Origin of the sequence: Streptomyces sp. NBC_00328 (genome assembly GCF_036139655.1) — a bacterium.
Classification (GTDB): Bacteria; Actinomycetota; Actinomycetes; order Streptomycetales; family Streptomycetaceae; genus Streptomyces.
Genome location: NZ_CP108013.1, coordinates 6,553,635 through 6,574,188, shown reverse-complemented (window position 1 = coordinate 6,574,188; position 20,554 = coordinate 6,553,635). Strand labels below are relative to the sequence as shown.

General features: G+C 69.3%; 19 protein-coding genes. All 19 read right to left on the bottom strand.

Going from position 1 to position 20,554, the window contains the following annotated elements; genetic code table 11:
* Window positions 1-21: 21 nt before the first annotated feature.
* Window positions 22-1,611: a F0F1 ATP synthase subunit alpha gene (gene atpA / locus OG485_RS29020; RefSeq protein WP_328671437.1), complete on the bottom strand. Its 1,590-nt coding sequence runs from the start codon at window positions 1,609-1,611 to the stop codon at window positions 22-24.
* 127 nt (window positions 1,612-1,738) lie between these two features.
* A complete protein-coding gene (locus tag OG485_RS29015; RefSeq protein ID WP_328671436.1) occupies window positions 1,739-2,560 on the bottom strand; it encodes a F0F1 ATP synthase subunit delta in 822 nt (273 codons plus the stop codon).
* Complete coding sequence (locus OG485_RS29010; RefSeq protein ID WP_261707168.1) at window positions 2,557-3,102, bottom strand: F0F1 ATP synthase subunit B; 546 nt, start codon at window positions 3,100-3,102, stop codon at window positions 2,557-2,559. Before OG485_RS29010 ends, OG485_RS29015 begins: the two co-directional genes overlap by 4 nt.
* Before the next feature lie 42 nt (window positions 3,103-3,144).
* Window positions 3,145-3,375, bottom strand: coding sequence for an ATP synthase F0 subunit C (atpE, locus tag OG485_RS29005; protein ID WP_031039373.1), 231 nt, complete (start codon window positions 3,373-3,375; stop codon window positions 3,145-3,147).
* 72 nt (window positions 3,376-3,447) lie between these two features.
* Window positions 3,448-4,269, bottom strand: a complete 822-nt coding sequence (gene atpB, locus OG485_RS29000; protein ID WP_328671435.1) for a F0F1 ATP synthase subunit A — start codon at window positions 4,267-4,269, stop codon at window positions 3,448-3,450.
* Between the two features lie 225 nt (window positions 4,270-4,494).
* Window positions 4,495-4,932 (bottom strand): hypothetical protein, encoded by a 438-nt coding sequence (locus OG485_RS28995; protein ID WP_326785487.1) that lies wholly within the window; start codon window positions 4,930-4,932, stop codon window positions 4,495-4,497.
* Window positions 4,933-5,226: 294 nt separating this feature from the next.
* Window positions 5,227-6,582, bottom strand: a complete 1,356-nt coding sequence (locus OG485_RS28990) for an MraY family glycosyltransferase (protein ID WP_328671434.1) — start codon at window positions 6,580-6,582, stop codon at window positions 5,227-5,229.
* Between the two features lie 129 nt (window positions 6,583-6,711).
* Window positions 6,712-7,950, bottom strand: coding sequence for a serine hydroxymethyltransferase (gene glyA / locus OG485_RS28985; protein ID WP_328671433.1), 1,239 nt, complete (start codon window positions 7,948-7,950; stop codon window positions 6,712-6,714).
* A 72-nt stretch (window positions 7,951-8,022) separates the two neighbouring features.
* Window positions 8,023-8,670: an arsenate reductase/protein-tyrosine-phosphatase family protein gene (locus OG485_RS28980; protein ID WP_328671432.1), complete on the bottom strand. Its 648-nt coding sequence runs from the start codon at window positions 8,668-8,670 to the stop codon at window positions 8,023-8,025.
* Between the two features lie 52 nt (window positions 8,671-8,722).
* Entirely contained in the window at window positions 8,723-9,370 is a 648-nt protein-coding gene (locus OG485_RS28975) for an L-threonylcarbamoyladenylate synthase (RefSeq protein WP_103550972.1), read from the bottom strand.
* On the bottom strand, window positions 9,371-9,493 hold the full coding sequence (locus OG485_RS28970) for a hypothetical protein (protein ID WP_328671431.1): 123 nt from the start codon (window positions 9,491-9,493) through the stop codon (window positions 9,371-9,373).
* Window positions 9,490-10,329: a peptide chain release factor N(5)-glutamine methyltransferase gene (gene prmC, locus OG485_RS28965; RefSeq protein ID WP_328671430.1), complete on the bottom strand. Its 840-nt coding sequence runs from the start codon at window positions 10,327-10,329 to the stop codon at window positions 9,490-9,492. The genes OG485_RS28970 and prmC overlap by 4 nt, the downstream gene beginning before the upstream one ends.
* Before the next feature lie 79 nt (window positions 10,330-10,408).
* On the bottom strand, window positions 10,409-11,485 hold the full coding sequence (gene prfA / locus OG485_RS28960) for a peptide chain release factor 1 (RefSeq protein WP_326785496.1): 1,077 nt from the start codon (window positions 11,483-11,485) through the stop codon (window positions 10,409-10,411).
* 170 nt (window positions 11,486-11,655) lie between these two features.
* Window positions 11,656-11,877, bottom strand: a complete 222-nt coding sequence (gene rpmE, locus OG485_RS28955) for a 50S ribosomal protein L31 (protein WP_100595864.1) — start codon at window positions 11,875-11,877, stop codon at window positions 11,656-11,658.
* A 213-nt stretch (window positions 11,878-12,090) separates the two neighbouring features.
* Window positions 12,091-13,227 carry an LCP family glycopolymer transferase gene (locus tag OG485_RS28950; RefSeq protein WP_328671429.1) on the bottom strand — a complete coding sequence of 379 codons (1,137 nt, stop codon included), beginning with the start codon at window positions 13,225-13,227 and terminating at the stop codon, window positions 12,091-12,093.
* Between the two features lie 212 nt (window positions 13,228-13,439).
* Window positions 13,440-15,254, bottom strand: coding sequence for a trypsin-like serine protease (locus OG485_RS28945; RefSeq protein ID WP_328671428.1), 1,815 nt, complete (start codon window positions 15,252-15,254; stop codon window positions 13,440-13,442).
* Between the two features lie 178 nt (window positions 15,255-15,432).
* A complete protein-coding gene (gene rho, locus OG485_RS28940) occupies window positions 15,433-17,502 on the bottom strand; it encodes a transcription termination factor Rho (RefSeq protein WP_328671427.1) in 2,070 nt (689 codons plus the stop codon).
* 388 nt (window positions 17,503-17,890) lie between these two features.
* Window positions 17,891-18,820, bottom strand: a complete 930-nt coding sequence (gene thrB, locus OG485_RS28935) for a homoserine kinase (protein WP_328671426.1) — start codon at window positions 18,818-18,820, stop codon at window positions 17,891-17,893.
* 671 nt (window positions 18,821-19,491) lie between these two features.
* Window positions 19,492-20,550, bottom strand: coding sequence for a threonine synthase (gene thrC, locus OG485_RS28930; protein ID WP_326785500.1), 1,059 nt, complete (start codon window positions 20,548-20,550; stop codon window positions 19,492-19,494).
* Window positions 20,551-20,554 lie beyond the last annotated feature (4 nt).

Sequence of the window (20,554 nt, the reverse complement as noted above, 5' to 3'; positions counted from 1 at the left end):
GAGTCAGGTCCCTTCCTTACGTCACTTGGCGGCGGCCGGAGCGTCCTCGCCGAGAAGCTTCCCGTCCGAGGTCTCGAACTGCTTCTTGAACTCCGTGATGCCGTCGGCGATGGCGGTGAGCGTGTCGTCCGACATCTTGCCGCCCTCCTTGATGGAGGTCATGAGGCCCTGCTCCTTGCGGTGCAGGTACTCCAGGAGCTCCTTCTCGAAGCGGCGGATGTCGGCGACGGGTACGTCGTCCATCTTGCCCGTGGTGGCGGACCACACGGAGACGACCTGGTCCTCGGTCGGCATCGGCTGGTACTGAGCCTGCTTGAGCAGCTCGACCAGGCGCTGACCGCGCTCCAGCTGCGCCTTCGACGCGGCGTCCAGGTCGGAACCGAAGGCGGCGAACGCCTCCAGCTCGCGGTACTGGGCCAGGTCGAGGCGAAGACGGCCGGAGACCTGCTTCATCGCCTTGTGCTGGGCCGAGCCACCGACGCGGGAGACCGAGATACCGACGTTCAGGGCCGGACGCTGGCCGGCGTTGAACAGGTCGGACTCAAGGAAGCACTGGCCGTCGGTGATGGAGATGACGTTGGTCGGGATGAACGCCGACACGTCGTTCGCCTTGGTCTCGACGATCGGCAGACCCGTCATCGAACCGGCGCCCAGGTCGTCGGAGAGCTTCGCGCAGCGCTCCAGCAGACGGGAGTGCAGGTAGAAGACGTCACCGGGGTAGGCCTCGCGGCCCGGCGGACGGCGGAGCAGGAGGGACACCGCGCGGTAGGCGTCGGCCTGCTTCGAGAGGTCGTCGAAGATGATGAGGACGTGCTTGCCCTCGTACATCCACTGCTGACCGATGGCCGAACCGGTGTACGGCGCAAGGTACTTGAAGCCGGCCGGGTCGGACGCCGGGGCGGCGACGATGGTCGTGTACTCCAGCGCGCCGGCCTCTTCGAGGGCGCCACGCACGGAGGCGATGGTCGAACCCTTCTGGCCGATGGCGACGTAGATGCAGCGGACCTGCTTCTTGGTGTCGCCCGAGCGCCAGTTGTCGCGCTGGTTGATGATCGTGTCGACGGCCAGCGCGGTCTTGCCGGTCTGACGGTCGCCGATGACCAGCTGACGCTGGCCACGGCCGATCGGGGTCATCGCGTCGACGGCCTTGTAGCCCGTCTCCATCGGCTCGTGCACCGACTTGCGGACCATGACGCCCGGGGCCTGCAGCTCGAGGGCGCGGCGGCCGGACGTCTCGATCTCGCCGAGGCCGTCGATCGGGTTGCCGAGCGGGTCGACGACGCGGCCGAGGTAGCCCTCGCCCACGGCGACGGACAGCACCTCACCGGTGCGCTGCACCGGCTGGCCTTCTTCGATACCGCTGAACTCGCCGAGGACGACCGCACCGATCTCGCGCTCTTCCAGGTTCAGCGCGAGGCCGAGGGTTCCGTCCTCGAACTTCAGCAGTTCATTGGCCATGGCCGAGGGAAGACCCTCGATCTTGGCGATACCGTCGCCGGCGACGGTGACCGTACCGACCTCCTCGCGCGAGGCCGCGTCCGGCTGGTACGACTGGACAAAGTTCTCCAGTGCGTCCCGGATCTCCTCCGGCCGGATCGTGAGCTCCGCCATCTGGGTTCCCTGCTCTCCTTGTTGGGCCCGAAGTTTCACTTGGGGGGATGGGGGACTCCCCCCGATGAGAGGTGAATCCTCTGCACGGCCCAACCAGGGCCGTAATTGCGTACTGCTTGTGTGGTTACTAGCTCGCCATGCGGCGGGCGGCGTCCTCGAGACGGTCCGCGATGGAACCGTTGATGACCTCGTCGCCGACCTGCACCCGGATCCCGCCGAGGACATCGGGGTCCACGTCGAGGTTGAGGTGCATCGGGCGGCCGTAGAGCTTGGCCAGAGAGGCGCCGAGGCGCTGCTTCTGTCCGTCGCTCAGCGGCACCGCCGAGGTGACCACGGCGACCATGCGGTCACGGCGCTCGGCGGCGAGCCTGGACTGGGACTCGAGTCCCGCTTCCAGGCTACGTCCGCGGGGCGCGGTCACGAGGCGCGTCACCAGACGCTCGGTCGTCACGTCGGCCCGGCCGCCGAGCAGGCTGCGCAGCAGCTCGCTCTTGGCCGCCGTGGTGGCGGCCCGGTCGGTCAGCGCGGCGCGCAGCTCGGTGTTCGAGGCGACGATCCGGCCGAAGCGGAACAGCTCGTCCTCGACGTTGTCGAGCGCGCCCGTCCGCTGCGCCGCCGTGAGGTCGGCGGTGGCGGTGAGCTCCTCGAGGGCGTCCACCAGGTCGCGGGGCTGCGACCAGCGGGAGCGCACCATTCCGGAGACCAGGTCGGTGGCACTGCTGCCCACCTGGGTGCCCAGCAGGCGCTGGACCAGCTCGGCCTTGGCCTCGCCGGGCTGCGCCGGGTCGGTGAGGACCCGACGCAGCGACACCTCGCGGTGGAGCAGCGTGGTGACCGCGGCCAGCTCGTCGGCGAGCTGGGCCGCGTCCACGGACGTCGAGTCCGTCAGCGCGTCGAGACGCTCACGTGCGGCTGCGGTTGCCTCGCGGCTCGCTCCGTGTGCAGTCATCGAGCCGCCTCGGCCTTCTCCTCAAGCTCGGAGAGGAAACGGTCGATGACGCGGCTCTGGCGGGCGTGGTCCTCGAGGGACTCGCCGACCAGCTTGCCGGCCAGGTCGGTGGCCAGGTGGCCGACGTCCTGACGCAGCGCCTGAGCGGCGGCCTTGCGGTCGGCCTCGATCTGCGTGTGACCGGCGGCGACGATCTCCTCGCGCTGCCGCTGGCCTTCCGCGCGCATCTCGGCGATGAGCGTGGCGCCCTGCTCCGTGGCTTCCTGGCGCAGGCGCGCGGCCTCGTGACGGGCCTCGGCGAGCTGAGCCTTGTACTGCTCAAGAACGCTCTGGGCCTCGGTCTGCGCGGCCTCGGCCTTTTCGATACCGCCCTCGATGGCCTCGCGGCGCTGCTCCAGAACCTTGTTGATGTTCGGGAGAAGCTTCCAGGCCAGGAAACCGAAGACGATGACGAAGGCGAGCAGGCCGATGACAAGCTCGGGGATCGGCGGGATGAGAGGGTTTTCCTTCTCCTCGGCCGCCAGAATGAGCAAGTGGCTCATGTCAGTGCCTTTCGTCTAGTGGGCTGTCGCTGATCGGGTGGATCAGACGCCGTAGACGAACGGCATGACCAGACCGATGAGGGCGAGCGCCTCACAGAAGGCGAAGCCGAGGATCTGGTTGGCGCGGATCAGACCGGCGGCCTCAGGCTGACGGGCGAGAGCCTGGGTGCCGTTACCGAAGATGATGCCGACGCCGACGCCGGGGCCGATGGCCGCGAGGCCGTAACCGATCGAGCCGAGCGAGCCGGAGACAGCGGCAAGGGTCTGGGACATGCCAGTTCTTCCTTTTCTTTACGGACCGGTGGGGGTTGGCCACCGGACGACTGCGGGTTCAGAGACGGGCGCTCAGTGGTGCTCGGCCAGCGCGCCCTGGATGAAGGTGCAGGTCAGCAGCACGAACACGTACGCCTGCAGGGCCTGGATGAACAGCTCGAAGGCCGTCATGACGATGACCATGACGAACGAGACGCTCGCATAAGCGATCCCGAAACCGTTGAGCAGGTACCAGGAAGCGATCGTGAACAGCAGCAGCAGGGTGTGGCCCGCGAACATGTTCGCGAACAGTCGCACCGCGTGCGTGAACGGCCGGACGATCAGGTTCGAGAGGAGCTCGATGAACATGGCCAGCGGGAGAACCGGGCCCAGCGACTTGTCGTAGCCGCTGAAGTTCTTGAACGCTCCGACGAATCCGTGGCGCTTGAACGTCAGGGACACCCAGACGATGTAGACGATTCCGGCGAGTACCGCGGGGTAGGCGATGATCGCCGTGACCGGGAACTGGGCGACCGGAATGATCGACCAGAGATTCATCATCCAGATGAAGAAGAACAGCGAGACGACCAGCGGGACGTACTTCTCGCCTTCCTTCTTGCCGATCGTCTCGTAGACGACACCGCGGCGGATGAAGTCGTAGCCGGCTTCGGCGACCATCTGCAGCTTGCCCGGGACGACCTTCGGCTTACGGAAGGCGGCCCAGAAGAAGCCGACGACGACGATCGAGCCGAGCAGCGCCAGGAGCATCGTCTTGTTGAAGTACAAGTTGCTGTCCCCGTCGCCCCAGAGGGGCTCGAACAGGAACGAGTGCAGCCCGGGAGCCGGGAAGCCACAGCCGTCGAAGATGTGGCAGTCGGTCTCGAAGGCGAGCACCTGCGTCGGGTCAGCACTCACCGCGGGCTCCTTCAGCGTGGCGCATAGGTACGGCAACCTCGTTGTGTCGGCGCGGCGCACAGCCGCGGTTCGGCACTGGACTGGTGTTACGGATGTGGGGGCGGCAGAGGGGCATCAAGCCTCGCGATCGAACAGGCGTCAGCTCAGATGCCCGCGCCCGCGATGCCGCAGTTGGCACCGGACGATAGCAGGATCTCCCGCGTGCACTTATCCCGGCCCTACCCCTCACGACGAATGACCCTTGTTCTCGGGCTTTTCGGCCTTCGAGGAGTCGGGTTCGACGTAGAGGATCTTGGCCTTCATATGGGCACGTGCCTGTGCGCCGATCCACACGAGGGTGGTGACGACCAGGGTGAGCGCGAAGGACTTGGGGTTGAACAGCGATGTGTTCTTGAACGCGGCGACAAAGATGAACAGCAGAAGAATCTGCGCCGTGTAGAGCAGGAGACCCATCGCCTGGAACAAGTGCGGAAGCGATTTGGCGGTGCGCTGCAGAACGTAGAGCCCGAGCCCCATGAAGAGGATCACGACCAGCGTCGCGACGACCGCCCCGAGCGCTCCCTTGCCGCCGGCGACCACACCGCTGACGACGGCGGCAATCGCGCCGACGGCAGCTGTGGGTACAGCGGCCTGAAGGAGGATCCGGGCGTCATTGGACGGCATGGCGGCAACTCCGCTTGCTAAGGGGGGCGTGTCGTCATGGACGAGCGTAGTCCCGGGCTGAGAGAGAACCTCACGCCAAAGGACCTTCGTACTGGGGTCCTTCGGCTCTGCCCTGGGTTCTCGTGAACCGTATCACAAACTATTTGATGAGGTCTTTACCTGGTTGGTGTGCTGACTGTCACACATGAGGGTGAAGCTGCGCGTCTGTGCATTTCAAGCGCCCATTTGTCTGGTATTGGGGCGCTTTACTTCCCCACGATTTGGTCACGCGTTAGTCAGATTCTTACCTTCGGCTCAGCGCGAGGACTCGGCCTCGCGCCGGTCCAGAAGTCGCGCACGGGTCCCGATCGCCGTCGCTCCATTGACTCCTGAGACTCCGGCGACCGCCGGAGCACGGTGCTCACGCGCCTCGTCCGGCTCGCTCTCGAGCGCCGCCTCGTGGGTCACGGGCGCCACCTCCCGGGCCGCGGCCGCGGCGGCCCTGCGGCGGCGGTAGCGCGGCGGCAGGAGGTGCTCCGCCCAGCGCGGGGCACGCGGTGTGAAGCGCGGCAGCAGGAGCAGCACGAGACCGACCGCGCTGAGCGCCGCGATGACGAGCACGCTCCACATGGCCCCGGAGTTGACCGAGTACGCGAGGGCGCCGAAGGAGATCAGCGCCGACCAGAAGTACATGATCAGGACGGCCCGGCTGTGCGAGTGGCCGACCTCCAGCAGGCGGTGGTGCAGATGGCCCCGGTCGGCGGCGAACGGCGACTGCCCGCGCCAGGTGCGCCGCACGATGGCGAGCACCAGGTCGGCGGCCGGGATCGCGATGATCGTCAGCGGCAGCAGCAGCGGGATGAACACGGGCACCGTCTGGTGCACGGTGTTGCGCGGGGAACCGGTGAAGAGGTTCATCACGTCGGGGTCGATCTGCCCGGTGATGGAGATCGCGCCGGCGGCCAGCACCAGACCGATGAGCATCGACCCGGAGTCGCCCATGAAGATCCGCGCGGGATGCATGTTGTGCGGCAGGAAGCCCAGGCACATGCCCATCAGGATCGCCGCGAACAGCGTCGCCGGAGCGGCCGCCTCGATGCCGTACGAGTACCAGATCCGGTAGGCGTACAGGAAGAACGCGGCGGACGCGATGCACACCATGCCGGCGGCCAGTCCGTCGAGGCCGTCCACGAAGTTGACCGCGTTGATGGTGATGACGACGAGCGCCACCGTCAGCAGCGTGCCCTGCCACTGGGTCAGCGCGACCAGGCCGACCCCGGGGATCGGCAGCCACAGGATCGTCAGACCCTGCATGACCATCACACCGGCGGCGATCATCTGGCCGCCGAGCTTGATCAGGGCGTCGATCTCGAACTTGTCGTCCAGCACACCGATCAGCCAGATCAGCGCGGCGCCGGAGAGAAGGGCACGCGGTTCGTTCGAGTTGGCGAAGACCTCGTTGAGGTTCGTCAGATGGTCCGCGACCAGCAGGCCGGCGCACAGACCGAAGAACATCGCGATGCCGCCGAGCCGCGGCGTGGGTTCACGGTGCACGTCACGTGCCCGGATTTCCGGCATGGCTCCGGCCACGATCGCGAATTTCCGTACCGGCCCTGTCAGCAGGTACGTCACCGCGGCCGTGATGCAGAGCGTCAGCAGGTATTCACGCACGGGCTTCCCCACAGGTCTCGCTGGCCATCACAGCCCCACACCCTAGCGATGCACGCATATGGTTGAGGACTTTCGGGTAGCGACGATGGTTGCACGTGTGGCTGTGCGGCTCGGTACGCGTACCCCCGGTCAGTCCGGATAAGGCGGAAATCTTCCCGTCAGTTCGCGCACTTCCTCCCGTGCCGCCCGGCCCTCGATCTCGTCGCGCAGCACCCCCGCGAACAGTGCCGCGACCCGTGCCATCTCCGGCTCGCCCATCCCCTGGGTGGTCAGCGCCGCGGTGCCGAGCCGCAGGCCCCGGGCGTCGCCGTGAGGCAGCGCACAGGTGTCGAGGACCATACCGGCGGCGGCCAGCCGGCCGCGCGCGGTGCGCCCGTCGACGCCGAGCGGTACCGGATCGGCGACCAGCAGATGCGTGTCGGTGCCGCCCGTGGTGACCGCGAGCCCCTCCGCCTCCAGACCCGCGGCCAGCACCCGGGCGTTCGCGGTCACCTGATGGACGTACGCCGTGAACGCCGGGGTCGCCGCCTCGCCGAACGCGACGGCCTTGGCCGCGATGGTGTTCATCTGCGCACCGCCCTGGGTGAACGGGAAGACGGCCCGGTCGACCCGCTCCGCCAGTTCGCCACCGCACAGGACCATGCCGCCGCGCGGCCCCCGGAGCACCTTGTGCGTGGTGGCGCACACCACGTCGGCGTACGGCACCGGGTTCGGCGCCGCTCCCCCCGCGACGAGCCCGATGGGGTGGGCGGCGTCCGCGATGAGATAGGCGCCGACCTCGTCGGCGATCTCCCGGAACAGCGCGTAGTCGATGTGCCGCGGGTACGAGATCGACCCGCACACGACGGCCTTGGGGCGACGGGCGCGGGCCAGGGCGCGCACCTGCTCGTAGTCGATCAGTCCCGACTCCGCCTCGACGCCGTAGCCGACGAAGTCGAACCAGCGGCCGGAGAAGTTCGCGGGCGACCCGTGGGTGAGATGACCGCCGAAGGGCAGGCCCATCGCCAGCACGGTGTCCCCGGGGCGCAGCAGGGCGGCGTACGCGGCCAGGACGGCCGAACTCCCGGAGTGGGACTGGACGTTGGCGTGATCGGCGCCGAAGAGGGCCTTGGCGCGGTCGACGGCGATCCGCTCGGCGACGTCGACGATCTCGCAGCCGCCGTGGTGGCGGGCGCCGGGATACCCCTCGGCGTACTTGTTCGCCAGCGGCGAGCCGAGCGCGGCCAGCACGGCCGGCGAGGTGAAGTTCTCCGCCGCGATGAGCTGCAGCGTGGTCGACTGCCGGTCCAGCTCACCGAGCAGGATCTCGGCGAGCTCGGGATCCTGGCGGCTCAGGACATCCGCTTCGGGCATGGTGGCGACCGGCATGGTGGACTCCGGACATCTGGCGGGGGGACGCTTATGTCCAATGTAGAACCGGGACCGGTCGCACGCCCGGTGTCACGTCCGAGCGGGTACCCCCGTCAGAGCAGTGACGACCGGGTCCAGTGCCTCGTTGATCTCGTCCCCGATGGACCGGAAGAACGGCAGGGGCGCCCCGTAGGGGTCGTACACCTCGTCGGCCTCCGCGGTCGGGGCCAGCAGCCAGCCGCGCAGCGCGGCGGCGGCCCGTACCAGCGCGACGGCGCGCTCGACCACGCCGTCCTGGAGGGGCGGCAGGGTCGAGCTGTCTATGGCGCGCACCAGCCGGGTGAACTCCTTCAGCGTGAAGGTGCGCAGGCCGGCGGAGTGGCCCATGGAGATGACCTGGGCGCGGTGGTCGCGGGTGGCCGTCAGGACGAGGTCGGCGCGGATGACGTGGTCGTCGAGGAGCTCGCGCCCGACGAAGCCGGAGGGGTCCGCGCCGAAGTCGGTCAGAACGGTCGCGGCGTTGGCCTCCATGGGCGCGCCCTCGTGGCCCCAGGTGCCGGCGCTCTCCACGATGAGGCCGCCCCACAGGGGATCGCCCAGCCGGTCCGCCAGGGCATGCCGGGTCAGCCGCTCGGTGATCGGCGAGCGGCACACGTTGCCGGTGCTGACGTGGAGGATGCGGAAGGACCCGCTCGGGGATCCGCCGTTCCCGGTGAACCCCGCGCCTATGCCACGCATGGGACTGCTCCCTGCTCCGGCCGAGCCGGGAGCCCGGGGGACTCGGGGGCTGTCAATTCGCCACCTCGAGGTCGGGTACGACCTTGCGGAGCTCCTCCGCCGACAGGGCGCCCGCGCGCAGCAGGACGGGGACCTTGCCGGTGACGTCGACGATCGAGGAGGGCACGTTGCCCGGGGTCGGGCCGCCGTCCAGGTAGACCGAGACGGAGTCGCCGAGCATGCCCTGGGCGGCGTCGCAGTCCTCCGGCGCGGGGTGGCCGGTGAGGTTGGCGGAGGAGACGGCCATCGGTCCGACCTCCGTGAGGAGCTCGATGGCGACGGGGTGCAGCGGCATACGGATCGCCACCGTGCCCCGGGTGTCCCCCAGGTCCCACTGGAGCGACGGCTGGTGCTTGGCGACGAGGGTCAGGGCGCCCGGCCAGAACGCGTCGACGAGCTCCCAGGCCATCTCGGAGAAGTCCGTGACGAGGCCGTGCAGGGTGTTCGGGGAGCCGATGAGGACAGGGGTGGGCATGTTGCGGCCCCGGCCCTTGGCGTCGAGCAGGTCGGCGACGGCCTCCGAGGTGAACGCGTCGGCGCCGATGCCGTAGACGGTGTCGGTGGGGAGGACCACCAGTTCGCCACGGCGGACGGCGGACGCCGCCTCACGCAGACCTGTGGTGCGGTCGGTCGCGTCGTTGGTGTCGTATCGCCGTGCCATTTAGCGGGCCTCCTCATACACGTACTGCTGGCTGGGGGTGCGAAGAAACGCGATGCGGGCGAAGGCGACGCGCGGGCGCACCACGGCGCCGCCGCGCGCCGGGACCTGGTGAGCCGCGCTCACGGCATCGCCTTGCGGGCGGTCGCGAACCGCGGCCGGTTGTTGAGATCCGGGTGGTCGGCCGCGTCGGCCCAGCCCCGCTCCTCGGTGAAGATCCACGGCACCTGTCCGCCCTGGGTGTCGGCGTGCTCGATGACGACGACACCGCCGGGCCGCAGCAGCCGGTGCGCGGTGCGCTCGATGCCGCGGATGAGGTCGAGTCCGTCCTCGCCGGAGAACAGGGCGAGCTCCGGGTCGTGGTCCCGGGCCTCCGGCTGCACGTACTCCCATTCGGTGAGCGGGATGTACGGAGGGTTGGAGATCACCAGGTCGACCTGGCCGTCGAGGTCCGGGAACGATGTGAGGGCGTCTCCCTGGCGCAGGTCGACCCTGGACCCCTCGACGTTCTTGCGCGTCCACCGGAGGGCGTCCTCGGACAGCTCCACGGCGTGCACCCGGGAGCGCGGGACCTCCTGGGCGAGCGCGAGCGCGATGGCGCCCGAACCGGTGCACAGGTCGACGATCATCGGTTCGACGACGTCCATCGCGCGGACGGCGTCTATCGCCCAGCCGACGACCGACTCGGTCTCGGGGCGGGGGACGAAGACGCCGGGCCCCACCTGGAGTTCGAGGTAGCGGAAGTAGGCGCGCCCGGTGATGTGCTGGAGCGGCTCGCGGGCCTCGCGGCGCGCGATCACCTCCCAGTAGCGGGCGTCGAAGTCCGCGTCCTTGACGCTGTGCAGTTCGCCCCGCTTCACGCCGTGCACGAAGGCGGCGAGCTCCTCCGCGTCGTTGCGCGGCGAGGGCACGCCGGCGTCGGCCAGCCGCTGGGTGGCCTGGGCCACTTCCGCGAGCAGCACGCTGCGGGGGTTTGGGGATCGACCCCCAAAATGTTGCTGCACGCTGGTCCCTCCGGGGCTGAGCTGTTGTCGTTTGCTGTTACGCGTTGGCGAGCTTGGCGGCCGAGTCCGCGTCGACGCAGGCCTGGATGACCGCGTCGAGCTCGCCGTCCAGCACCTGGTCCAAGTTGTACGCCTTGAAGCCGACGCGGTGGTCCGAGATGCGATTCTCCGGGAAGTTGTACGTACGGATCTTCTCGGAGCGGTCGACCGTGCGGACCTGGCTGCGGCGGACGTCGGAGGCTTCCCGCTCCGCTTCCTCCTGCGCCGCCGCGAGGAGCCTGGAGCGCAGGATACGCATCGCCTGCTCCTTGTTCTGCAGCTGGCTCTTCTCGTTCTGACAGGAGGCGACGACTCCGGTGGGAATGTGCGTGATGCGCACCGCGGAGTCGGTCGTGTTGACGGACTGGCCGCCGGGGCCCGAGGAGCGGTAGACGTCGATACGGAGATCGTTCGCGAGGATCTCGACGTCGACCTCCTCGGCCTCGGGCGTGACCAGGACGCCGGCGGCCGACGTGTGGATACGGCCCTGCGACTCGGTCGAGGGCACGCGCTGCACCCGGTGCACGCCGCCCTCGTACTTCATCCGGGCCCAGACACCCTGGCCGGGCTCGGTGGCACCCTGGCCGCCCTTGGTCTTCACCGCGACCTGGACGTCCTTGTAGCCGCCGAGCTCGGACTCGGTGGCGTCGATGAGCTCGGTCTTCCAGCCGACGCGCTCGGCGTAGCGCAGGTACATGCGCAGCAGGTCACCGGCGAACAGGGCGGACTCGTCGCCGCCGGCGCCCGCCTTGATCTCCAGGATGACGTCCTTGTCGTCGCTCGGGTCGCGCGGGACCAGGAGCAGGCGGAGCTTCTCGGTGAGCTCCTCCTTCTGCTTCTCCAGGTCCTTGACCTCGGCGGCGAAGTCGGGGTCGTCGGCGGCGAACTCCTTGGCCGTGCCGATGTCGTCCCCGGTCTGCTTCCAGGAGCGGTACGTCGCGACGATCGGGGTCAGCTCGGCGTAGCGCTTGTTGAGCTTGCGCGCGTTGGCCTGGTCGGCGTGCACCGACGGGTCAGCGAGCTTCTTCTCCAGATCGGCGTGCTCGCCGATCAGTTCCTCGACCGCCTCGAACATCTCCGGCTCCAATGGACTGTCCCCGGCCCTGTGCAGGACGTGGGGACGTAGGTACGGCGTGGGGTTCCCCTGCTCGAACGCGTCGAGAGCCCGGGGAGGGGGCTGGACCGCAAAGCGCCGGTCCCGGCGTCCCCGTGCGGGGGACTCCGAAGACCGGCGCTGTGGGCTCGCTACTTGTTGGCAGCGGCAGCCTTGCCGAAGCGGGCCTCGAAGCGGGCCACACGGCCACCGGTGTCGAGGATCTTCTGCTTGCCCGTGTAGAACGGGTGGCACTCGGAGCAGACCTCGGCGCGGACGGTGCCGCTGGAGATCGTGCTGCGGGTGGTGAACGACGCGCCACAGGTACAGCTGACCTGCGTCTCGACGTACTCGGGGTGGATGTCGCGCTTCAAGGTGTCTCCTAGATTCGGGAGGGCACCGGGTCGCCGCCGCTGGATGCGGATGCGTGAACCGGGGCCGACGTACCAGTCTGCCAGCACTGGCCGTATCCCCCAAAACGGAGGGGCACGACGATCTATTCCCCGTGCGGCCCCGTACGGCTCGGGGACGGCCCGCGCCCGAGCCGCACGGACTCGGCCGGGGCTCAGCGGCAGCTCAGCGGGGGCTCAGCCGGGGCTGACGACGCCCTTCGCGGTGCCGGTGGCGGTTCCCTCGGTGGCCGCCTTCGGGATCGGCCGGTCGGCCTTCAGCGCCTTCCACATCAGCTCGGACCTGGTCTTGTCGACCAGGACGCGGTTGGCGTCGGCCGGGTCGTACTGGACCGGCATCGTCACCATGGTCATGTGGGACGAGCCGATGCCCTTGAGGCCGCCCGCGAAGGAGGCGAGGTCGGTGACGCTGCCGAGGTCGGAGTCGGTGGTCACCGTCTTGGTCGCGGTGTCGGCGAGGTCGTACAGCTTTTTCGGGTTGGACAGGAGCCCGATGTGCTTGACCTGGTCGACCAGGGCCTTCATGAACGCCTGCTGGAGCTGGATGCGGCCGAGGTCGGAGCCGTCGCCGACGCCGTGCCGGGTACGGACCAGGCCGAGCGCCTGCTTGCCGTCGAGCTCGTGGGACCCGGCCGTCAGGTGCAGATGGCTCTCGTGGTCCGAGATGGCCTTGGTCGTGGTGATCGTGACGCCGCCGAGGTCGTCGACCAGCTTCTGGAAGCCGCTGAAGTCGATCTCGATGTAGTGGTCCATGCGGATGCCGGTCATGGACTCGACGGTCTTCACCGCGCAGGCGGCGCCGCCGGTGGAGTAGGCGGAGTTGAACATCGCGCCGGTGACCGCGCTGTGGACGGTGCCCTTGGAGTCGGTGCAGGAGGGCCGCTCGACGAGGGTGTCCCGGGGGACGGAGACCACGCTGGCCCGCTTGTGGCCCTTGTACACGTGGACGATCATCGCGGTGTCGGAGCGGGCGCTGCCGTCGTCGGTGCCGCCGCCGAGCTTCTTGTTGGTTCCGGAGCGGGTGTCGGAGCCCAGGACCAGGATGTTCTCCGAGCCGTTGTCGACCTTCAGGGGCCGGTCGCTGCCGAGCGCCTGGTTGATGTCGACGCTCTTGAGGTTGCCGTTGAGCTTGAAGAACAGATACCCGGCTCCGGCGCCGCCGAGCGCCACGACACCCGCCGCGGTCCAGGCCGTGACGAGAAGGGCCTTGCTGCGCGGGCTGCGGGCCTTGCGGCTGCTGCCCTTCGGGCGGGGCGGGGTGCTGTCGCCGGGGGCGCCCGGTATGGCGGGCTCCGGCGTGCTCTCGGCGGGCATGTGTTCCTCGGCTTCCTCTTTACGGTCGGTTACCCCCTGCTTTCAGGGCCAGGCCCATCCGGTCGTGACGAGGCGTACCGCTCCATGGTCACTCCGTACGGTCAGACGGGGAAACCCGGGGAAGGGTTGCACGACGCAAAGTGCCCACCGCGTGACGCGGTGGGCACCCTGTGCACTCGGCCGGAGCGGGCAGAACCCGCTCACCTGCGATGTCAGCCGAAGATGTCGTACTGCTTGAAATCGGTACCGACCGAGATCCTTGTGGCAAAGATCTCGGAGGTGGCCTTTCCGGTCCCGGGGTACAGGTAGAGCGTGCCGCCGGGGGTGCGGGCCAGGAAGTCGGCCTTGCCGTCGCCGGTCACGTCACCGGGGGCGTCGAAGGCGTTGTAGTCGGCCCAGGTGCGCACCTTGATGCGGGCGGAGAAGGCGTCGCTGCCGGTCTTGCCGGTGCCCTTGTACAGGTAGACGTACGAGCCGGACGAGCTGCGCGCGATCAGGTCGGCCTTGCCGTCGCCGGTGAAGTCGCCGTGCGCGCGGATGGAGTTGTACTGGTTCCAGCCGGTGCGGACCTGGACGCGCGCCGAGAAGGTGCCGTTGCCCTTGCCCGGGTACTCCCACATCGCTCCGGCGGAGTCGACGGAGAGCATGTCGGGCAGGCCGTCGCCGGTGAGGTCGCCGGGGGCGAGGATCCGGGTGCGGGTCTTCCAGTTGGTGAAGATCCTGTCGTTGCCCCACTCCTCGGTGGACGGCAGCCAGTGCATCCAGTGGACGTCACCGGTGGCGCTCTCGCGCACGACGAAGTCCTGGTAGCCGTCCCGGTTGAGGTCGGCCTGGAGCACGACGTTCACGCCGTCCCACGAGCCCCACGACTGACGCGCGCCGAACGAGGTGCCGTTGGAGTCCTTCTCGTAGCCCGTCTTCGTCGACGAGTTACGGACCCACAGGTCGGCCTTGTGGTCGTCGTTCAGGTTGCTGTCCTCGACGCGCGGGTAGGCGGCGCCGACGTAGGTGCTGACCTTCGAGAAGACGCTGTACGCGCCGGCGGCGACACAGTCCTCGACACCCCAGGACACGACACCGACGATGCGGCCGCCCACGATCAGCGGGCCGCCCGAGTCGCCGTTGCAGGCGGTGGTCGTACCGGCGTCGGAGCCGGTCGCCTTCTTGCCCGCGCAGACCATGTGGCCCTTGACGAAGTCGGTGCCGTAGGTGGCGGAGCAGGTGGTGTCCGAGTTGATCGGCAGCGTGGCCGTCTTCAGCGTCTCGGAGATGTCCTGCGTGGTGGACGTGGTGCGGCCCCAGCCGTAGAGCGTCGCGTTGGTGCCGGACGCGTACGACGTGGTGTCACCGGACGTCGTCATGCGGATCGGCTTGGCCGTGACGGGCCTCGCCAGCGTGATGACCGCGATGTCGTTGTCGATGGTCGTCGAGCTGTACGACGGGTGGTTCCACTGCCGCCAGGCGCCGGTGACCGTACCGCCGTGCAGGTTGGTGTTGCCCGCCGAGTCGCTGGTCGGCAGCTGGGCGGTGCCGGTGATGACGGCGCCGTTGGCCTTCCAGTCGTAGCCCTTGACGCAGTGCGCGGCGGTGAGGATCTTCGTCGGCGACACGACGGAGCCACCGCAGAAGAAGCCGAGGTCGTCGGCCTCGCTGGTGGTGCCCTTGTCGTCGTAGTACCAGAGCTGCGCCATCCACGGGGCCGTGGAGATGGTGGTCGTGGTACCGCCGATGATCTTCGGATCCACGTGCGCCGGGGTCGTGGAGGCGCTCAGGGACGCCTTCTGCGTCGTCCGGCCCGCGGTGTCGTCACCGGCGAGCGCGCCCGCGACACGCTTCTCCAGCGTGGCCTGGGACGGCGTGGCGTTGGCCAGGTTGACCGTGGGCGCGGGCGTCGGGCTGGGCGTGGCGTTCGCGGACGACACCAGGAGCGCACCGGCGACTACCGCGGCGAGGCCGGCCGCGGCGACCGGAACGGCGATCCGTATGCGGCGTCTGTGCCTACCGCCCCCGGGCGTGGACGTATCCACTCAAGTCCCCCCTCAGAGATAAGAGTTCAGATCTGCTTCAGCAGTTGTTCAAGGGCGCGATCGTACACGTGTGCCGAACGGCGCAAAGGGCCGCCCCCGTCACCTGGGTGACGGGGGCGGCCCTTTGCGGTTTCTGCCCTGCGAACTCCGGTCGCGGACGACCTCGGCCGCGAAGACGTCAGTCGTTGTTGTTGCCCGGCGACGGCGTCGTCTTCTGGATCTGGAGCAGGAACTCGGCGTTCGACTTCGTCTGCTTCATCTTGTCGAGCAGCAGCTCGATCGCCTGCTGCTGGTCGAGCGCGTGGAGCACGCGACGCAGCTTCCAGGTGATGGCGAGCTCGTCGCTGCCGAGCAGGAGCTCTTCCTTACGGGTACCGGACGCGTCCACGTCCACCGCCGGGAAGACACGCTTGTCGGCGAGCTTCCGGTCGAGCTTGAGCTCGGCGTTGCCGGTGCCCTTGAACTCCTCGAAGATGACCTCGTCCATGCGCGAGCCGGTGTCGACGAGCGCGGTGGCCAGGATGGTCAGCGAGCCGCCGTCCTCGATGTTGCGCGCGGCACCGAAGAAGCGCTTCGGCGGGTACAGCGCGGTCGAGTCGACACCACCGGACAGGATGCGGCCGGAGGCCGGGGCGGCGAGGTTGTACGCACGGCCCAGACGCGTGATCGAGTCGAGCAGCACGACGACGTCGTGGCCCAGCTCCACCAGACGCTTGGCACGCTCGATGGCGAGCTCGGCGACCGTGGTGTGGTCCTCGGCCGGACGGTCGAAGGTCGAGGAGATGACCTCGCCCTTGACCGACCGCTGCATGTCGGTGACCTCTTCCGGACGCTCGTCGACCAGGACGACCATCAGGTGGCACTCGGGGTTGTTGTGCGTGATCGCGTTGGCGATCGCCTGCATGATCATGGTCTTGCCGGTCTTCGGCGGGGCCACGATCAGACCGCGCTGGCCCTTGCCGATCGGCGCGACGAGGTCGATGATGCGGGTCGTCAGCACGCCCGGGTCGGTCTCCAGGCGGAGCCGGTCCTGCGGGTAGAGCGGCGTGAGCTTGTTGAACTCCGGCCGGCCGCGACCGGAGTCGGGGGCCATGCCGTTGGTCGAGTCCAGGCGCACGAGCGCGTTGAACTTCTCGCGGCGCTCGCCGTCCTTGGGCTGACGAACCGCGCCGGTGACGTGGTCACCCTTGCGCAGACCGTTCTTGCGGACCTGGGCGAGGGAGACGTACACGTCGTTGGGACCCGGCAGGTAGCCCGACGTACGGATGAACGCGTAGTTGTCGAGGATGTCGAGGATGCCCGCGACGGGGATCAGCACGTCGTCGTCGGCGACCTGCGGCTCGGCGATCTCGTCGCGTCCACGACGCCCGCGGCGGTCGCGGTAACGGCCGCGCCGGCCGCGGCGGCCGCCCTCGAAGTCGTCGTCGTCCTGCGGGCCGTTGTCGCGGGGACCGTTGTCGCGGGGACCGTTGTCGCGGGGGCCGCTGTCACGCGGCTGCTGCTGGCGGTCCTGACGGCCGCCGCCCTGCTGCTGACGGTCCGGACGGTCCTGGCGCTCCTGACGGTCCGGGCGCTGCTGGCCGGCACCCTGGCCGCCCTGCTGCTCGTCGCCCTTGGCCGGGCGGCGGTCGCGGTCACGGCCGCCCCGGTCGCGGTCACGGCGGTCACGGCGGTCACGACGGCCCTCGGCGCTCTCGGCGTCGCCCTGCGTCTCGGTCTTCGCCTCGGCGGTGACCGTCTCGGGGCTGCCCGCCTCGGCGGTGGCACGGCGACGGCGGCGCTCGGCGGGGGCGTCGTCTCCCCCGCGGTCGGCCTCGCTCGGGCGGGAGGGACCTCCGGCCGGCTGGCCGGGGATCTCGATCTGCTGCTGGGCCACGGCCTTCTCGGCGGCCTTCTCGGCCTTGGCCTCGGCCGGCGCGGCGGCCTCGTCACCCGTACGGGCCTTCGAGGCGGTCCGGCGCTTCGGCTTGGTCTCGGCGGCGTCGTCGGACGCCGTCTTGGCCGGAGCGCCCGCTCCGGCCTGCGCCTCCTTGATGACCTCGATCAGCTGGCTCTTGCGCATCCGCGCGGTGCCCCTGATTCCGAGGCCTGATGCGACCTGCTGCAGCTCGGCCAGCACCATGCCTTCGAGGCCGGTACCGCGGCGTCGCCTGGAGCCGGCACCGGTGGCAGGCGCGGAGGCGTCCGTGGCGGGCGCGGCAGCGGTCTCCTCGACACGTGCGCCCATCAGATCGGTGGTGTCGCTCACGAAGGGTCCTTCCCTGGAGCGGACGTCGGCCTGTCTGGCTCGGCGACCGGTTGTGCTGTCCGGCATTGGTCCTTGCTGTGTGGACCGTGCCGGGGCGGTGGTCCGCCAAAGCGGCGGAAGACATTGCTGGTGATGACGATTCCGGAGCCGTGGCACTGAGGTTCGGTGTCATCGGCTCGGTCACGCCGGTTCCGGAGCGTGCTCAGCACTGCTCAGCGCATAGCACCCAATGCAAGGCACGTAGCAGTTTGGGAGGCTCCCGGAAGAATGGGTGTCCCGAACAGGGACGCGAAGCACCTCGCCATGGTGGGGTCGGGTGCAGACTTGAGGTTAACACTACCGGATCCAACAAACATTCCCCCTCTCCAAATCCGGCGACCGAGCGTCGTCAATCGACCTCGACGGGTGCGAGGGGCAGCACGCACGCCCCTTGTGCGTCGAGGTCCAGACGGTTGGCGGCCCAGCTCTGACCTGCGAGATCAGCCACCTTGTCGGCTGACGCGCGGTCCGCCAGCGCGAGGACCGTGGGTCCCGCGCCGGAGATCACCGCCGGGATGCCGTCGGCGCGCAGGCGCTCCACGAGGGCGGCGCTCTCCGGCATCGCCGGGGCGCGGTACTCCTGGTGCAGCCGGTCCTCGGTCGCGGGCAGCAGCAACTCGGGACGCCGGGTCAGCGCCTCGACGAGCAGTGCCGCGCGGCCCGCGTTGGCGGCGGCGTCGACATGCGGGACCGTGCGCGGCAGCAGACCGCGCGCGGTCTCGGTGAGCACCGGCTTTCCGGGTACGAAGACCACCGGGACGATGGAGTCGGCGGGGTCCATCCTGATGGCCCGCGCGGCACCGGACTCCATCCAGGAGAGCGTGAATCCGCCGAGCAGACAGGCCGCGACGTTGTCGGGGTGTCCCTCGATCTCGGTGGCGAGCTCCAGGAGCGCGGTGTCGTCGAGCCTGTTGTCCCCGCCTATCGTCACCGCGCGGGCGGCGACGATGCCGGCGCAGATGGCGGCCGACGAGGAGCCGAGACCCCGGCCGTGCGGGATGCGGTTGGCGCAGACGATCTCGAGGCCGCGCGGCTGTCCGCCGAGCAGGTCGAAAGCGGTGCGCAGGGAACGTACGAGGAGATGCTTCTCGTCGCGGGGCAGCGTCTCGCTGCCCTCACCCGCGATGTCGATGTGCAGTCCTGAGTCGGCCACCCGGACGACCACGTCGTCGTAGAGCCCCAGTGACAGGCCGAAGGCGTCGAAACCCGGGCCGAGGTTGGCACTGGTGGCGGGGACGCGCACCCGGACGGCGGCGGCGCGGAACGCTGGACCGGCCATCGCTCGATGACTCTCCTTGAGCTGCGTGATGTACGAGATTTCCGAGAACTGCGAGATGAACTACGAGATGAACTACGACGGACGGGCACCAGGACCCGGAGTCCGCAAAGACCGCGCGGCACCGCGGCATATGCGGCGGGCGGGTTCGGTACAGCCTATCGAAGGAAGGTTCTGTGGCGACATAGGGCGCACAGGAGGCGCACGATGCGTGTCGTAAGCCCCTCGTGCACCCCCCGTCGGGTCGGCATGGGGATACCCCCCGTGAGCGGGGGGTTTGCGTCGGCTTTCGGACGGTTTCCCGCCCGTTCACAGCGAGTTCCCCGGGATGGACGGCTCAAGAAGAGTCCGCCCGTCCCGCGCTCCGGGTTCGCGCCCGGCGTGTCGCCACCGGCGGATTCACGCCGGACAAGGCCTGACTTCACGCCAATCCGAGGCCGACTTTCCGCCAATCCGAGCCCGCTTTCGCGCCGGACCGGTCGTGACGTCACCCCGGATCGAGAGCGACTTCAGGCCGGACCTGCCCTGCCCTCACACCGAACCCGGCCCGGTCCCGCAGTTCGGCCGGCGGACCGGTCCCGCGCTACGGCCGACAGCCCGGTCCTGAACCTCGACCGGCGAACCGCTCCTGAACCTCGGCCGGACCGAGCCCGGGACTACGCCAGACCAAACCCCTACGCCAGACCGAGCCGCTCCGCCGCCGTCGCCGCGTCCACCGGGACCGTGACCGGCTGGGGAGCGCCGGCGACGGCCCAGTCGGGGTCCTTGAGACCGTTGCCGGTGACGGTGCAGACGATGCGCTGCCCCGGGTCGACCTTGCCCTGCTCGGCGGCCTTCAGCAGACCGGCGACGGACGCGGCGGACGCGGGCTCGACGAAGACACCCTCCTGCGCGGCCAACAGCCGGTAGGCGCGCAGGATCTCACGGTCCGTCACCTCGTCGATGAGGCCGCCCGACTCGTCCCGCGCGGCCAGCGCGAACTGCCACGAGGCCGGGTTGCCGATCCGGATCGCGGTGGCGATGGTCGACGGGTCCTTGACCACCTCGCCGCGCACGATGGGCGCGGAGCCGGAGGCCTGGAACCCCCACATGCGCGGGGTCCGCCCGGCGATGCCGTCGGCGGCGTACTCCGTGTACCCCTTCCAGTACGCGGTGATGTTGCCCGCGTTGCCCACCGGAAGGACATGGATGTCGGGCGCGTCGCCGAGCATGTCCACGATCTCGAAGGCGGCGGTCTTCTGGCCCTCGATACGCACCGGGTTGACCGAATTGACCAGCGCCACCGGGTAGTTGTCGGACAGCGAGCGCGCCAGCGTCAGACAGTCGTCGAAGTTGCCGTCGACCTGGAGGATCTTGGCGCCGTGGATGAGGGCCTGGCCCATCTTGCCGAGCGCGATCTTGCCCTGCGGCACGAGGACGGCGCAGACCATCCCGGCGCGCACGGCGTACGCCGCGGCGCTCGCCGACGTGTTGCCGGTGGAGGCGCAGATGACGGCCTTCGCGCCCTCCTCCTTCGCCCGCGTGATGGCCATGGTCATACCGCGGTCCTTGAAGGAACCGGTCGGGTTGGCGCCCTCCACCTTGAGGTGGACCTCGCATCCCGTGCGCTCAGAGAGCACCTGCGCGGGTACGAGCGGCGTGCCGCCCTCGCGGAGCGACACGACCGGCGTGCTGTCGGACACCGGAAGCCGGTCCCGGTACTCCTCGATGATTCCGCGCCACTGGTGGGTCATTGCT

What these genes read in the sequence shown, in the direction of transcription:
- atpA (WP_328671437.1), bottom strand. Translation starts at nt 1,611, where the DNA reads ATGGCGGAGCTCACGATCCGGCCGGAGGAGATCCGGGACGCACTGGAG.
- thrB (WP_328671426.1), bottom strand. Translation starts at nt 18,820, where the DNA reads ATGGCCGGTCCAGCGTTCCGCGCCGCCGCCGTCCGGGTGCGCGTCCCC.
- thrC (WP_326785500.1), bottom strand. Translation starts at nt 20,550, where the DNA reads ATGACCCACCAGTGGCGCGGAATCATCGAGGAGTACCGGGACCGGCTT.
- OG485_RS28950 (WP_328671429.1), bottom strand. Translation starts at nt 13,227, where the DNA reads ATGCCCGCCGAGAGCACGCCGGAGCCCGCCATACCGGGCGCCCCCGGC.
- OG485_RS28975 (WP_103550972.1), bottom strand. Translation starts at nt 9,370, where the DNA reads ATGGCACGGCGATACGACACCAACGACGCGACCGACCGCACCACAGGT.
- prfA (WP_326785496.1), bottom strand. Translation starts at nt 11,485, where the DNA reads ATGTTCGAGGCGGTCGAGGAACTGATCGGCGAGCACGCCGATCTGGAG.
- OG485_RS28995 (WP_326785487.1), bottom strand. Translation starts at nt 4,932, where the DNA reads ATGCCGTCCAATGACGCCCGGATCCTCCTTCAGGCCGCTGTACCCACA.
- glyA (WP_328671433.1), bottom strand. Translation starts at nt 7,950, where the DNA reads ATGCCGGTCGCCACCATGCCCGAAGCGGATGTCCTGAGCCGCCAGGAT.
- OG485_RS29015 (WP_328671436.1), bottom strand. Translation starts at nt 2,560, where the DNA reads ATGACTGCACACGGAGCGAGCCGCGAGGCAACCGCAGCCGCACGTGAG.
- atpE (WP_031039373.1), bottom strand. Translation starts at nt 3,375, where the DNA reads ATGTCCCAGACCCTTGCCGCTGTCTCCGGCTCGCTCGGCTCGATCGGT.
- OG485_RS28980 (WP_328671432.1), bottom strand. Translation starts at nt 8,670, where the DNA reads ATGCGTGGCATAGGCGCGGGGTTCACCGGGAACGGCGGATCCCCGAGC.
- OG485_RS29010 (WP_261707168.1), bottom strand. Translation starts at nt 3,102, where the DNA reads ATGAGCCACTTGCTCATTCTGGCGGCCGAGGAGAAGGAAAACCCTCTC.